The sequence below is a fragment of the Asanoa sp. WMMD1127 genome (assembly GCF_029626225.1).
In the GTDB taxonomy this organism is placed as follows: Bacteria; Actinomycetota; Actinomycetes; order Mycobacteriales; family Micromonosporaceae; genus Asanoa.
Window position 1 is genome coordinate 5,286,618 of the sequence record NZ_JARUBP010000001.1, and the last position, 14,624, is coordinate 5,301,241.

Here is a 14,624-nt window from a genome sequence, read left to right on the forward strand (position 1 = left end):
GAGGCGGCGCACCGCCTCCCCGGGAGGGTGGGTCAACTCAGGGGTTCGACCCAGATGTTGCGGTAGAACAGGTTGGCGCCAGGGTCGCCGTGGTCCTGGAGCCGGATCCGTCCCGCGGTCGGGCCTTCGGCGGCGCCGTTGCCGGTCGGCCCGTCGATCGCGACGTTGTTGTGCACGGTGACGCCGTTCCACACCACGGTGACCCGGGCGTTCTCCGTCTTGGCCCCGGAACTGTTGAACCGGGCCGCGCGGAAGGTGACGTCGTAGGTCTGCCACGTCTCCGGTGCGGTGGCGGCATTGCTGGTCGGCGCGATCTTGTTGTAGATCGAGGCGCACTCGTCGATGCCGATCGAGCTGTCGCCCCACGAGTCCAGGACCTGCAGCTCGTAGCGGTCCTGGAGATAGATGCCGCTGTTGGCCCGGGCCTGTCCCGTCACGGTGGACGGGAGGTTGGGCAGCCAGAACTCGATGTGCAGCCGGAAGTCGCCGAAGCTCTCCTTGCTGCGGATGTCGCCACCGAGGACCTCGACGCCGCCGTTGCCCAGCGGCCACGTCACGGCGCCGCCGCCGGTCTGCTCGAAGTTGTTCATGTTGGCGCCGTTGAACAGCACGACCCGGCCGGGGTTGGCACCCGATTGGGCGTACGCCTCGAGCTCGTAGATCCGTGCCGCCAGGTTGCCGTCGCTGGCCGGGGTGGTGACGTTGACCCGCACGTAGCGCGCCTGCACGGCGGTGAAGTCGTGCGCGGTCGTGCTGAGGGTGTTCGCGGTGACGGTCGCGACCGTCGACCAGCTGGTCCCGTTGGTGCTCACCTGGACGGTGAAGTCGCGCGTGTTCCAGGAGCTGCTCTCCCCACCGGAGCCGGCGTGTTTCAACACCACCCGGCTCAGGCTCTGGCTGGCGCCGAGGTCGACCTGCAGCCACCTGGTGGCGCCCAGCGAGCACCACTTGTCGGCGTTGCCGCCGGACACGCTGCCGTTGACGGCCTTCTCCGGACCCTCGGTCGCGCCGCAGGAGCTGTCCGCCGTGGCCGGCCTGCCCAGCGCGAGGTTGCCGGAGGCACTCGGCGTGCCGGCGTAGACCTCCAGGTCGTAGATCCGGGCTGCGGCGTTGGTGTCGTTGGCCGGGACGGTCACGTTGAGCCTGACGTACCTGGCCTGGGTCGTGGCGAAGGTGTGGTTCGAGGTGCTCGCGGTGTTGGCGGTCGCCGACGCGACCGTCGTCCACGACGTGCCGTTGGTGCTCACCTGGATGGTGAACGCCTTGGTGTTCCAGGCGGTGTTCTCGCCGCCGGCGCCCGCGTGCTGCAGCACGACGCGGTTCACGTTCTGGTTGGAGCCGAGGTCGACCTGCAGCCACTTGGTGGCGCCGAGCGAGCACCACTTGTCGAGGTTGCCGTTGGTGACGGTGCCGTTGACCGCGCGGGCCGGGTTCTCGTTGACGGAGCAGGAGCTGTCCGCCGTCGCCGGCTTGCCCAGCGCGAGGTTCACCGGCGGGACCTGGCCCGGGATGTTGTTGAGCGTGTACCAGACCTCGGTGCTCCACAGCGACTGGCCGTTGCTGGCGGCGAACGGCCTGGGCGAGCGGATGTGCACCACCCGGCCGGCCTTGAGGCCGTTGACGACCAGGGTGACCTTCTTGCCGTCGGCCGAGAGCGTCGCGGCGGACACGCTCAGCGTCTCCTCGTCGATCTTCGGGCCGCCGTAGGCGGCGGTCGGCACGTAACGCCACTGCTTCACCCGGTACTTCGACGCCAGGGCGCTGGCGGTGGCGGCCGACAGCGGCTGCGTGTACTCGATCTCGAAACCGTTGGACGTGGCCCGGGTGGCCAGCATGTCGAAGTGGTTCGCGCCGTTCGGGGTGAGCTTCTGCAGGCCGTGGTCGAGCTTGCCGGCCTGGCCCCAGTTGCCGCCCGCACCCAGGCCGCCGACATAGATCGCGCCGTCCGGGCCGACGTTGACCTCGGAGACACCGGCCTCGAGGCCCTGGGTCATGCGGTAGAGCGCGCCCTGGTACTCGCCGTTGACCTTCTCGACGAACGCCCGCTGCAGACCGCCGTAGGTGACGTCGCCGATGAGGAACTGGCCATTGTAGAGACCGCTGGTCAGGTACATCGGGGTGCTCGGCGAGTTGCCGATCTCGTTCTGTGGCAGCCACAGCACCGGCTGGCTGACCGGGGCGTTGTCGTACGGGCCCTGCGGGTTGAGGTAATGGTTGAAGAAGCGGCCCTGCTTGATGTGCAGCAGCTTGGAGGCCGGCTGGTAGCCGCCCTGGTTGTCGGTGACGAAGATGCCGTTCTCCGGGCCCCAGCCGATGCCGTGCGGCGTACGCAGGCCGCCGGCGACGTACTGGACCGCGCCGTTGCTCGCGTTGATCTTGATCGTGGTTCCTCGGCTCGCCGCGGGCTGTGGGTCCGTCGTGTTGCCGCCATAGTTGATCGACACCGACAGGTTCACGTAGAAGAACCCGTCCTGGTAGAGCAGGCCGAACGCGAACTCATGGAAGTTGCCGCCGTAGGGCCAGGTGGCGACCGTCTGGTACTGGTCGGCGACCTCGTCGCCGGTGGTGTCGACGAGCCGGGTCAGCCGCTGCTTCTCCGAGACGTAGACGACCCCGTTGACCACCTTCAACCCCATCGGCTCCTTGAGCGCGCTGGCGATCCGCTTGGTGCTCACGTTGCCGGGCGAGGTCGCCCCGCCGGTGTTGGCCAGGATGTGGACCTCGCCGTCCTGCGAGGTGCCGGACTGGTCGCTGCCGCCCCAGGTCGAGATGACCAACCGGCCGTCGGGCAGCCAGTCCATGCCGGTCACCTTCGGCTGGAAGCCGTTGGGCCGCAGGTTGGTCAGGGTGAAGTTGGGGTGCACCGAGGTCAGCGGGAGGCCGTCGCCGGGCGAGTCGCCCGCGGTCTCGCACTCCTTGCGCCCGGGGGCGGTGACGCGCACGACGCCCGCGTCGGTGCTGAGCACCGAGTTCGGCACCGTCACGAACGACGTCGAACCCGGCGGCTGCCACTGCAGGGTGAGCTGCTGCCCGCCGCCGGCCTCGAAGAAGTCGATGTGCAGCGAGTGGTAGCCGGTGCTCAGCGCGACCGAGCCGTCCTTGGGGGTCGCGCCGTGCAGGCCGTCATGGTTGACGATGAGGTTGTTGTCGACGATCAGGCGCGAACCGTCGTCGCTGATCAGCCGGAACGCGTAGGTGCCGGCCGTGGCGATGTTGATGTTGCCGATCGCCTGCGTGTAGAAGTTGTCCTCGAATCCGAAGTCGGCGGCGGTCGTCCAGTTGATTGTCGGCATGAGCTTGTCGACGTTGGGCGTCTGCGCCGGCTTCAGGGTGCAGAGGCTGCTCAGCGCCGTCTGCAGGTCGAACGTGCGCAGCGTGATGCCGGGTGTCTGCGGGGGCGGCGCGGCTGACGCGCCGGCGGCCGGCAGCAGCACGCCGGTGACGGCGAGGACGGCGGCGGCGAACGCACCCAGGATCGGGATGCGCCTGCGCCGAGGCGGGACGGACACGGTTCCTCCAGGGCGAGCGGACGGACGACGCGCCGCCCGCGGCGCGGCAGCCGCTCACACGGCGTGCTCGGGCGACGGGCGGGGCATCGCTGTGGATGTCCTGCGGGTCACCTGGCACGCCGCTGCCTGGTGGTGTGACGATACGATTCGCGAGCATCAATGTCTAGAGGCGGAAAACCCCGCGCCGGCCTAGGGCGCGTCTCTCGGATCACTGACTCGTTGGTCCAGGGTGCCGGTTCGTCGATGGATCACTGATGACATGTGGGCGCGGTTGGAGCCGTATCTGCCGGACCGGTCGCCGCAGCGCGGTGGCCGGTGGGCGGATCACCGTGAGGTGATCGAGGCGATCGCGTGGAAATACCGCACCGGGTCACCGTGGCGGGACCTGCCGACCGAGTTCGGGTCGTGGAAAGGCGCGTACTCGCGGTTTCGCCGCTGGACTCTCGACGGCACGTGGCAACGGTTGCTGACGGCGGTGCAGGCCGACGCGGACGCCGCCGGGGAGATGGACTGGCTCGTCGCCGCGGTGGACTCGACCGTCGTGCGTGCGCACCAGCACGCGGCCGGGCTACGGCCGGGAAAAGACACCCACGCGTCGGTGAGCCCGACGACCACGGCCTCGGCCGCTCGCGTGGCGGTCTGAGCACGAAGGTCCACCTCGCCGCCGATTCCGGGTGCCGGCCGATGAGCCTGCTCGTCACCGCGGGGCAGGCCGGTGACGCACCACAGTTCACCGCCGTCATGGACGCCATCGCGGTGCCCCGCCGGGGCCCTGGACGACCCCGCCAACGCCCGATGCGGGTGCTGGCCGACAAGGCGTACTCGTCACGGGCCATCCGCGGCTGGCTGCGCCAGCGCGGCATCGCCGCGACGATCCCGCAACCGGACGATCAAAAATCGCACCGCCGGCGGCGGGGCAGCCGAGGCGGCCGCCCACCGGCCTTCGACCCGCAGGCGTACCGGCAACGCAACGTGGCCGAGCGATGTATCAACCGGCTTAAACAATGGTGCGGCCTGGCCATGCGCACCGACAAACTCGCCGTGCACTACCAGGCCGCGCTTACCTTGGCCGGAATCCTGCTCTGGACCCGGCCATGATCCGAGAGACGCGACCTAGCCCGCGGTCACGTCGGTGGGGCGCCATTCGAGGAGCACGGCGGTCGCGTCGTCCTGGAGGCCCTGGCCGTGGTGGGTGAGCACCGCCTGCACCAGTCGCCGCATGGTTTCCGGGGTGGGTAGCTCGTCGTTCAGGGCCCGCTGGACCAGATCGAGCAGGCGCTCCAGCCCGAACCGCTCGCCGGTCCGGTTGACGGCGTCGGTGACTCCGTCGGTGTAGAGCAGGACGCGGTCGCCCGGGTGCAACAGCTCTTCGTGCACCCCTGGCGGTTCGTCGGAGAAGTAGCCGAGGCCCAGCGGCAGCGCGGTCGGGCCGGGCAGCTCTCTGATCGCCTTCCCGTCGCGGACGAGCTGCGCGCCGGGATGTCCGGCGTTGATCGTACGCAGCGTGCCGTCGCGCCGGTCGAGCTCGATCAGCACGGCGGTGGCGAACAGCCCTCGGTGTTCGGAGCTGAACCACCGGTCGAGGCTGGTGGCCGTGGCGGCCAGGTCGAGGCCCGTGCGGCGGGCGTTGCGGTAGGCGCCGACCGCGAGCGAGGCGAGTGCGCTGGCTTTGATCCCGTGGCCGCAGGTGTCGAAGAGCCCCACGCTGAGCAGGTCACCGTTGAGCGCGTAGTCGAAGACGTCGCCGCCGACGTCGTAGCAGGGCTCGAGCACGGCGGTGACCGCCACGTCGCTCGCGGCGAAGGTCAGCGGCGGCAGGAGACCCCAGACGATCTCGGCGGCCACCTGCATCGGTTGTCTGCGACGCAGCCGTTCGACGATGTCACCGTACGCCCGCCGGCTCTTCAGGAGCTGGGCCACGCACGCGGTCACGTGGTGGGCCGTGGTCTCGTCCAGGTCGCCGTCGCCGGCGAACTGGACCACGCCGAGCCGTTCACAGCCGTCGACCAGCGGCATCCAGCACCGCCCCGGGCCGCGTTGGGCTTCGAGCGTCGTGAACGCGCGGCCGGCCAGGGTGGAGTCGATCGCCGCCGGCTCGACGGACCGGCCGGGCGGAGCCAGCGGCACCAGGCTCAGCTGCGCGTAGTCGGCCAGGAAGATGGTGATGTCGTCGGCGCCGACCAGCGGCGCGACCCCGGCGACCAGGGCCGGCAGCTCGTCGGGCCCCGCCAGTGGGGCCTGCGTCAGCAGCCGGCCCACCGCTTCGTCGACCCGCGCCACGCCATCACCCTAGCCCCGCGTCCGGAGCCCGTCCCGGCGTCACCCCCGCCGGCGGTCCGGTGCCTGTGCGAAGACGCCCTCGGCCACCAGACCGAGCGCCGCGACGATGCGGCTGCGGCTGATGCCGAGCACCCGTCGTTGGTGCTGGAACACCTCTAGTACGGCCTGCTCCGCCTGCCGAGTCGCCGCCTGACCCCGACCCGCCTCGGCGGGCTGGTCGTCCTCCTCGGCGGCTCGGTGCTGGTGCAGCTGCGCTGACCAAATCCGTGGTCAGTGCCTGTCGGCGTCGATGTCTCGCTTGTGGTTACGAACAAGTGTCTCGATCAGCTTGTCGGAGAGCGGGTTGTCCAACGTGAATTTGATCGAGTGCTCGGTGGTCTCATAGTCCTCGAGCTTGTCCGTGTGTTCTTCGATTGCCCACGAAGACGGCATGAAGCTCATGTGCTTCTTGGAAGCGGGGAAATAGACCAGCGCCCGCTTCTTGTATTTCAGGGCCGGCATGCCGTAGTAAATAGCTTCTTCGGCTTCGGGCACGAGTTTCTTGACCAGTGCGCGAATTCGTTCGAGTTCCGCACGCTGTGGTGGATCGACATTACCGAGATACTCGTCGATGGTTTTTGGCTTGGCGCCCATGGCTCGCAGGCTACAGGATTCATCCGCGGCCGCGCCGTGTCCGCAATCCGGGCCCTCGGTCGCGTGCGGGTCGATGGCCGCGGAACGCGGCCGAGCGGTCTTCGATCAGCCGCAGCGCGACGGTCGTCGCGTTGTTCTCCACCCGCGAGGCCTCGCCGGCGGCGGAGCCAGCCGATGCCACCTTGCCGGCCGCGATGCCGACCCCGACCCCGTCAACCGCCGCCGCGCCACCGGAGATCGTCGCCGTGCCGTCGCCGACGCCCGCGCCGGTCCCGCACGAGACCGGCGCACAGGTGGTCATCCCCGCGGAAGCCTGGACACACCATCTCGAGCGACACGGCGTCTCCGAGGGTCTGCTCCGCGGCGTGGCCGCAGGCGTTCTCTCGTCCGCGCTTGCCCCGCTCGACGACTTCCTGGGCCGCTCGCTGCCGCTCGTCCGCGTCGACATCCGCACCGCCTACCGACCGCGTACCGTCCATGCCGGATCGGTGGACCAGTTCTGGACCGTCCTGCTCGTCGACTCGATCCTCAACGATGGCGGCATCGGCCTCAAGCGTTGGCTGTTGCGCGAGACAGACCTGATCCTGCGTGTGGAGCGCGAGCACGTTCCGCGGCTCACCGAGGTATGGGAGTGGCTCTTCACGCACCACCTCGCCGCGACCGCCGACGCACCCGCCGACCGGCTTATGGCGACGCTCGTGACGGAGGCCATCCAGCAATCCGGCGACGACCACAAACGGCTTTATCCCATCATCGACTTTCTCATCGGGATCGCCCGCGACGACCCGGCCGCGCTGCGGATCATCCGCGACGCGCTGACGCGGCACGACGACGTTCTTCGCGAACGTGGCAGCAGCCCCGCCATGTTGAAGCGCGTCCAGGTCCTGCTCGGACGGCTCGGTGCGGCGGTCGGCCCGGCGCCGTTCAAGCCCGCCCTCGTTGCGTTCGCACCCGACGCGACCTGTCCCTACCCGTTCCAGGCGATGCAGGTGCCGCTCACGGTCGGTGACGTCGACGCCATCCTCCGCCGCCCCGGCGGTGTCGACGCCGCCATGCCCCACGTGCTCACCCAGGACCACACCGACGGCACCGCGTTCGGAGGGCTCTGGCGGGAGCTGACCGACATTCTCGGCTCGTTGCCGCGCGCCGACTCCGGCGATGAGTGGCGTTGGGACATCCCGACGGTCGTGGAGTGGGTGAAGCTCGCCGGTTGCGTCGACCAGCCCTACCCATGGGGGTACGACCGCCCGACAGCCCTGCACGCCAACCTCAAGTTCGACCGGGGCAGCCGGTTGAGCCCGGTCCGCACCTACATCGCGGGACGGTCGCCGGCCGGCATCTACGACTGTTGCGGCGGCGTACACGAGATCGTCCGTGAGTTGCCGCACGACAGGTTCGCCACCGACCAGCAGTTCGAGGGGGCTTTCCGCCTCGCGGGCGGCTCGTATCTGAGCCCACCCAACGGTGTCACCGGGCAGTGGTTCCGCCACCTGTCGCCCCGGGAGCGCGGAACCCGGCCGAGTTGTGTCGGCCTGCGCCTGATCGCCTACCGCGACGTCGACGAGGCGCGACGATGGCAAGCGCTGCGCGCCTACCGGTTGAGCCGCCAAGCACCGCCGTTGCCGCGCACCCCACCCCAGCGCCGCGCGACCCCGGCCAACTTTTAGTAGCGTGCCGGGTGATGACTCTCGCTGAGGGTGGTGGGCGCGGCCGGTGAGTGGTTTCGAGGTGCAGATCGGTCAGCTGCGGGCCGCGGCCAAGGCAGCCGGGTCTGCGGCGGACCAGGCGAAGGTCGTGGAGCCGGGGACCGGCCTGGACGCGGTCGCGACGGCGTTGCCGGGCGGTGTCGCGGCAACGACGGCGCCCACTCTGGCGTCGACGTTCAACGAGCGCGCGACGGGATGGGCGGGCGAGATCGATCGATGGAGCGAATCGGTCACGTCGAACGCTGACGCGTACGCCGAGAACGAGGATGCGGCGAAGGTGGCTTTCGGGGGATGACCGTCAGCTACGACGACGTCCGCAGGTGGGACGCGGCGGCACTCGATGCGTCGGCGACCGGGCTGCGTGGCCGGCGGGACAAGCTCATCGGACTGCAGGACGAGCTCGACGACGCCAGGAAGCTGCCCGACTGGCGCGGCGTCGCGGCCGACGGGGCGCGCACGTCGTTGGGGGACACGCGGAACAACGCCGAGCTCCTCGTCGCGGAACTGTCCGCTGTGGAGCAGGCCCTGCGGAACGCGTCGGACGACGTGACCCCGCTGAAGACCCGGGTCGCCAACAACGACTCTCTCGCGCAGACCTATCAGTTCCGCATCGCCGCTGACGGGGCCATTGTGGACGTCAAGCCACCGGACCCGCCGCCACGGTCGCGGTTCGAGGCCGAGGAGCGCGCCGAGGCCCAGCGCTACCGGCAGACCATCGCCGAGCAGTTGGCCCAGGAGACGAAAGCGATCCTCGCCACGGCGAACACGATCGACGCCACGCTGGCCCGGGTGCTGCGGCTCGCCCTGGATCGCCAGGTCAGTGACCACGACGCGACCACCCTGGCGGGCGCCCGTAAGGGTGGGGAGCTCGACGCCGGAGTGGCCGAGCTGGAGCAGGCGCTGCGCGACGCCGGCCTGCTGACCGGGCCGCCGGCGTCCGGCCGCTACCGGCAGTGGCTCGAGAACGCCGTGCTCCGGGGCGTGCCGATCGACACGATCAAGAAGATCGCCGCCGATCATCACATCACGCCGGAGGATTTCGCCGTGCTCGACGGGATGGAGGAGATCCGGGAGGACGAGGACGGCGACGGGATCTTCAAGTCGTACTTCCTGATGCCGACCGACATCAGTGGGGACGACGCGGCCAAGGCGGTGCGGATGACCTACATCCTGAACGCGGGCACCGACTACGGCGCCGAAGGGGAGACGACCGACTTCACACCGACGCCGTACGGGTCCGAGGAGCTGCGGCGCATCACCGACCGGCAGCGGGACAACTCGTGGAGCTACGACGACGACGTGGGGTTCGTGCACGACAACGGTGGGCGCCTCGTGACGACCCCGAACGGCATGATGATGGGCCTGGGCGGGAACCTCGTCCAGGACCAGTTCAGCCAGCGCGGCGGCACCACGTGGGGCGACACGTTCATGCTCAACATCGACGACCCGAAGGACCCGGCGCAGCAGCTTCGCGAGGTGGCCGCGTCGGGCCACGCGTGGTACGAAGCCGACGACGGCGCCTATCGTGGTGATCTCGACATGGACCGGCTGCTGCACCACGAGGAGCGCCACTCCCAGCAGTGGGCGAGCGAGGGCTACACGGGTTTCCTCGCTTCCTACGCGTGGGAGGCGATCACCGGCGGCAACGAGACCGAGGAGGACGCGGGGCTTTCCGATGGTGGATATCGCTAGATGGCTGCGCGTCGCCTGCGCCGCCCTGCTGGTGGCGGCAGCGAGCGCGGCGTGCGACACCAAGGCGCAGTTCGAGCCGTCGCTGCCACCGGCGGCCGGGTTCCGGGTCGACGACGGCGTCCTGAAACTGTGGACCGGCACCCCGTGCGAGGGCGTCATCCGCCTGACGCTGATCTTCGACTCCGGCACCCAGCAGAGCACGCAGCAGGTGTGGACCGCGCCGAAGCCGGGAGTGGTGCTCGAGCGGATGGACCTGCTCCGCACCGCCGGCGGATCCACCGACGGGCCCCTCCAGGTGGAGAAACCGCTGCCGGCGGACTACGACTGGACCAAGGCCGGCTCCGTCCACTTCTCCGTCGACGGCCCGAAGGCGTACGGGGCCAGGGTCGACGTCGCCGCGGTGCTGCGCGCGTCGGCCGAGCATCCGTCCGGCAGCTACCTGTTCGGCAAGCAGGGCTGGCTGGACGCGTCGGACGTCCAACGCGAGAACGGCAAGTCCTTCCTGACCATCTGCACCGCTGACCCGAAGTGATCGCCACGCCCGGCGGGCCGTACTGGCCGCTCTCTTCCTGTTGACCGGATTGGCGGCATTTGGCCGCGTCTGGGCGGCATCGCGAGCGGCAGCTGCCGGCACCGAAGGTCGCGCCCGGGTCGGCTCCGCTCGCCGACGGATGGCAAGCTCGTGTCCCGTGACTGATGATCTCGCGAACTGCCGTGTGCGGAGTCTCCTTCTCGTGGAGGTTCGCCCGTGAGGGCGGTCATCGTCGCGGCGGCGGTCGCGTTCATCATCTCGCTGTTCGGCACGCCGGTGGCGATCCGCGTCTTCACCGCGCTCAAGGCCGGCCAGCCGATCCGGTCCATCGGGCCGGCCAGCCATCTGACCAAGAAGGGCACCCCCACGATGGGTGGTGTCGCGTTCATCGTGGCGACCGTGTTGGCCTACGTCGCCGGGCACATCGCCCTGACCACCCTGCCCGACCGGCAGATCGCGCAGGAGGGGCCGACGATGACGTCCCTCGTCCTGCTCGGGCTGCTGGTCTTCTGCGGCGTGGTCGGTTTCTTCGACGACTTCCTCAAGGTACGCCGGCGCAACTCAGACGGGTTGTCCGCCAAGGGCAAGCTGCTCGGGCAGGCGATCGTCGGTGGCGGGTTCGGCGTCGCCGCGCTCTATGTCGCCAGCACCAACGGCGAGACCGTCGCCAGCGAGCACATCTCGCTCTTCCGCGACATCAGTTGGCTGGACGTGGGCAAGATCGGCTCGGTGCTCGTGTTCGTCTTCGTCATCACGGCGATGTCGAACGGCGTGAACCTCACCGACGGCCTCGACGGCCTGGCCACCGGCGCGTCGGTGCTGGTCTTCGGGGCGTACGCGATGATCGGCTTCTGGCAGTACCGACACTGGTGCGCCGACGAGGCGTACGCCCGGGTGAACGACTATTGCTACCAGGTCCGGGATCCGTTGGAGATCGCCATGATCGCGGCCGCGGCGGCCGGCGCGTGCGTGGGCTTCCTGTGGTGGAACGCGTCGCCGGCGCGGATCTTCATGGGTGACGTCGGCTCGCTCGGGCTCGGCGGGCTGATCGGCGGGCTGGCGGTGGCGACCCGCACGACGCTGCTGTCGATCGTGATCGGCGGGCTCTTCGTCCTCGTCACGACCACCTGGGTGATCCAGATCGTCTCGTTCCGGACCACCGGTCGACGTGTGTTCCGGATGGTGCCGCTGCACCACCACTTCGAGCTCGGCGGCTGGAGCGAAGTCAACATCGTGGTCAGATTCTGGATCATCGCCGGCGTCTGCGTGGCGGTCGGCCTGGGCCTGTTCTACTCGGACTTCCTGGCGGCCGAGGGATAAGGCCGCGCCCGGCTCGATCTTTCGTCGAGCCGGGCGCTTTGCCTTGCTGCGCTATGGCGGGGCTCAGGTGATTCGCGGGCCACGGCGCCGCAGACCGCCTGGCGGCCCGGCCGCGCGAGCCGCGGCCGCGACGTCGCGGCGCCACCGGCCGGCGACGGGCCCGCCGCGCGAGCCGCGGCCGGTGCCGCGGCCGCGACGTCGCGGCGCCACCGGCCGGCGACAGGCCCGCCGCGCGAGCCGCGGCCGGTGCCGCAGCCGCGACGTCGCGGCGCCACCGGCCGGCGACAGGCCCACCGCGCCTAGCGCGCGCTATGCCACGAAGCGGGAACGGCGGCGGCGTCCGATCACGTAGCCCATGCCGCCGAGGAGCAGCAGCGCACCGCCGACGGCCGCGACGATCGCGGTGTTGGCGCCGGTCACCGGCAACCCACCGCCTTCGCCGGGGGCGCCCTCGCTGCCGGAGGGAACGGGGGTCGGCACAGCGGTCGGCGTGGCGGTCGGTGTCGGGGTGGGCTGTGCCGCGCAGTCGAGCGCACGTGCGTCCCACAGGCCGACGTTCAAGTAGGCCAGGTAGGCGTCGATCGTCCCGGCTTTGAGGGCGTCGTCCGCAGCCGCCTGCACGTTGGTGCCGGCGTCCGTCAGCGTCCGGAACACGGCGAGCCGAAGATCGGCCGACCAGGCGCTCTGCACGTTCTCCTTGAGGAACGCGCGCAGATCCTCCGGGGTGCCGTCCAGTCGCTCCTGGATCGCGCCAGGCAGGACGGCCAACGAGTCGGTGTTCGCGGCGGCCAGGATCTGGTTGGCCAGCACGCGAATCTCCACATCGGTGGCCGCGTCCAGGTCGATGGTCATCAGCTCGCGGATGTCCTTGTACTCCTTGCGCTCGACCGTCTGGCAGGACTCGTTGAGCCCGGGCCGTTCGGTCTGCGCCAGTGCCGGTGCCGCCGGAATCAGAAAGGCCAACGCCACCAGGACGCCGGCCGGTATCTTCCATCGCATTTCGGTCTTTCCTCCCCGCTGTCAAGCCAAAACACGGAGATATTACCGTCGGCGCGCAGCGAAGCAAGAAGGGGTTCGATGTGGTCGAGGGTGGGGGCCGCGCGAGTCGCCGCACAGTGACCACATTGGACTCACGATGGCGCCGGCCCGGACCTCTGGCGTGCAGATCCCCTCGTCGCCGTCCGGACGTGCTGCAGGTAGGTCGCGGACGCCACCACAGTGGCGCTCGTCGCCGCCGGGGGTCGGGTCGACGTCGACCTAGAGGCGAGACGGGACGCTGAAGCCGAAAAGCGTAGGGGCGAGCCGGCGCGGCTTACCTCGCCCGCGCCCGCCCAGCCAGCTGGACACGGACGGACGGGTCGGGAAGGTCGACGGAGTGGACGCCGCGACTCATCTGTCCACAAAGGATGTGTTCCCGGCGGGCGCGGCGCCGGGTCAGAGCAGGCCGATGCGGCGCAGCCAGGCTTCGACGTCCGGTTGGGCCGCGGTGACTTCCTCGCCGCGAACGGCCAGGCCCTCGCCCAGGGTCGCGCCGGGGCACGACGTGGCGTAGTCGCGTTCGGTCCGGCCGAGGCCGCTCATTGCGTGCGTGGTGAAGGGATGGAGCGTCTTGCCACTGAGGTCGAGCGCCTCGGTGAAGGTCGACATGATCATGGGGGCGCGGACGTTCCAGATGGGGGAACCGAGAAGCACCGTGTCGTACGGCTCGACGGCTGGCAGTGGGTTGGCGATCGCCGGTCGGGCATCGTCCTCCTGTTCGCGGACGTTGCGGGCGACGGTCGGGTCGTAGGCGTCCGGGTACGGTTCGGCGGCCTCGATGCGGTGGACGTCGCACCGGATGAGCCGGGCGATCAGGTCGGCGACGCGTTGGGTGTTGCCGACCTCGAGCCACCGTCGGCCGCCGTCCCAGTAGTTCTCGCCGGCCCGCGAGAAGTAAGCCAACAGCACGGAACCGGGTTTGCCTTCCGCACTGCCGGTGCATGCGGTCAGTGCCGCTCCCGCGGCGCCGAGGAGGACGGCCCGTCGCGTGGCGCCGGAGCTTCGCATCGGCGACATCAGTCGACGCGGCGGCTGCCGAGGCAGGCGACCATCTCGGGGTCGCGGTGGTCGAAGAACATGCTGGCGCCGGTGTCCAGGGCGGCGATGCTCGTCATCTCGTCGTCGGTGAGGTCGAAGTCGAAGACGGCCAGGTTCTGCGCCATCCGATCGGGGCGGACGGACTTGGGGATGACCACCACGTCGCGCTGGATGAGCCAGCGGAGGACGACCTGGGCGACCGATCTGCCGTGCGCGTCGCCGATCCGGGTCAGCACCGGGTTGGTGAACAGGTTGTTCCGGCCCTCGGCGAACGGCCCCCAGGACTCGATCTGCACGCCGTGTTCGCGCATGACCCTTTGGTCGGCGGCGCGCTGGAAGAACGGGTGGGTCTCGACCTGGTTGACGGCGGATGTGATGTCGTTGTGCGTGACGAGATCGACGAGCCGGTCGCGGTGGAAATTCGAGACCCCGATCGCCCGGATCAGGCCCTCGGCCTGCAGCTTCTCCATGGCGTGCCAGGAGCTGTAGTAGTCGCCCAGGGGCTGGTGGATCAGGTACAGGTCGAGGTAGTCCAGGCCGAGCCTGCGCAGGGACTGGTCGAACTCGCGCCGGGCGGTTGGTTCGCCGGTGTGCTGGATCCACAGCTTGGTCGTGACGAACAGCTCGTCCCGCGGGATGCCGCTCCGGGCGATCGCCCGGCCGACTGCCTCTTCGTTGCCGTACGAGGCCGCGGTGTCGATGGCCCGGTAGCCGGCGGCGAGGGCGTCGGCGACGACCCGCTCGGTCTGGTCGTCAGGCACCTGGAACACCCCGAAGCCGAGGATCGGCATCTGAACACCGTTGTTGAGCGTGACGAGACGGTTGGAAGCGGCCATGACGTCCACGTAACCGCATTCCCGGAGCGGCAGGCAGTGA

General features: G+C 69.8%; 11 protein-coding genes and 1 pseudogene. 6 read left to right on the forward strand and 6 right to left on the reverse strand.

Features of this window, described 5'->3' with window-relative positions; all coding sequences use genetic code 11:
* Window positions 1-32: 32 nt before the first annotated feature.
* Complete coding sequence (locus tag O7635_RS25270; RefSeq protein WP_278082951.1) at window positions 33-3,509, reverse strand: discoidin domain-containing protein; 3,477 nt, start codon at window positions 3,507-3,509, stop codon at window positions 33-35.
* A gap of 259 nt (window positions 3,510-3,768) precedes the next feature.
* Between O7635_RS25270 and O7635_RS25275 the strand changes: the two are divergent.
* Window positions 3,769-4,607, forward strand: a pseudogene (locus O7635_RS25275) (IS5 family transposase).
* 15 nt (window positions 4,608-4,622) lie between these two features.
* Here O7635_RS25275 and O7635_RS25280 read toward each other — a convergent pair.
* Together O7635_RS25280 and O7635_RS25285 are read right to left on the reverse strand one after the other, a co-directional pair.
* Window positions 4,623-5,789 (reverse strand): PP2C family protein-serine/threonine phosphatase, encoded by a 1,167-nt coding sequence (locus O7635_RS25280; protein WP_278082952.1) that lies wholly within the window; start codon window positions 5,787-5,789, stop codon window positions 4,623-4,625.
* Window positions 5,790-6,059: 270 nt separating this feature from the next.
* Window positions 6,060-6,422, reverse strand: a complete 363-nt coding sequence (locus tag O7635_RS25285) for a DUF1801 domain-containing protein (RefSeq protein WP_278082953.1) — start codon at window positions 6,420-6,422, stop codon at window positions 6,060-6,062.
* A 131-nt stretch (window positions 6,423-6,553) separates the two neighbouring features.
* On the opposite strand from O7635_RS25285, the gene O7635_RS25290 reads away from it, so the two are divergent.
* The 5 genes from O7635_RS25290 (at window position 6,554) to mraY (ending at window position 11,672) form a co-directional block, all read left to right on the forward strand.
* Entirely contained in the window at window positions 6,554-8,089 is a 1,536-nt protein-coding gene (locus tag O7635_RS25290) for a hypothetical protein (protein ID WP_278082954.1), read from the forward strand.
* A 46-nt stretch (window positions 8,090-8,135) separates the two neighbouring features.
* Entirely contained in the window at window positions 8,136-8,423 is a 288-nt protein-coding gene (locus O7635_RS25295) for a hypothetical protein (protein ID WP_278082955.1), read from the forward strand.
* Window positions 8,420-9,820, forward strand: a complete 1,401-nt coding sequence (locus tag O7635_RS25300; protein WP_278082956.1) for a hypothetical protein — start codon at window positions 8,420-8,422, stop codon at window positions 9,818-9,820. Before O7635_RS25295 ends, O7635_RS25300 begins: the two co-directional genes overlap by 4 nt.
* The gene (locus O7635_RS25305) at window positions 9,807-10,352 is read left to right on the forward strand and encodes a hypothetical protein (RefSeq protein WP_278082957.1); all 546 of its coding nucleotides are present in this window, start codon (window positions 9,807-9,809) and stop codon (window positions 10,350-10,352) included. Before O7635_RS25300 ends, O7635_RS25305 begins: the two co-directional genes overlap by 14 nt.
* 216 nt (window positions 10,353-10,568) lie before the next feature.
* The gene (gene mraY, locus O7635_RS25310; protein WP_278082958.1) at window positions 10,569-11,672 is read left to right on the forward strand and encodes a phospho-N-acetylmuramoyl-pentapeptide-transferase; all 1,104 of its coding nucleotides are present in this window, start codon (window positions 10,569-10,571) and stop codon (window positions 11,670-11,672) included.
* 309 nt (window positions 11,673-11,981) lie between these two features.
* Here the strand turns inward: mraY and O7635_RS25315 are convergent, their stop codons facing one another.
* The 3 genes from O7635_RS25315 to O7635_RS25325 all read right to left on the reverse strand — a co-directional run bounded on the left by O7635_RS25315 (window position 11,982) and on the right by O7635_RS25325 (window position 14,584).
* On the reverse strand, window positions 11,982-12,671 hold the full coding sequence (locus tag O7635_RS25315) for an LPXTG cell wall anchor domain-containing protein (protein ID WP_278082959.1): 690 nt from the start codon (window positions 12,669-12,671) through the stop codon (window positions 11,982-11,984).
* Window positions 12,672-13,106: 435 nt separating this feature from the next.
* Window positions 13,107-13,619: a flavodoxin gene (locus O7635_RS25320; protein ID WP_278082960.1), complete on the reverse strand. Its 513-nt coding sequence runs from the start codon at window positions 13,617-13,619 to the stop codon at window positions 13,107-13,109.
* 107 nt (window positions 13,620-13,726) lie between these two features.
* The gene (locus O7635_RS25325) at window positions 13,727-14,584 is read right to left on the reverse strand and encodes an aldo/keto reductase (protein WP_278082961.1); all 858 of its coding nucleotides are present in this window, start codon (window positions 14,582-14,584) and stop codon (window positions 13,727-13,729) included.
* Window positions 14,585-14,624: the final 40 nt, after the last annotated feature.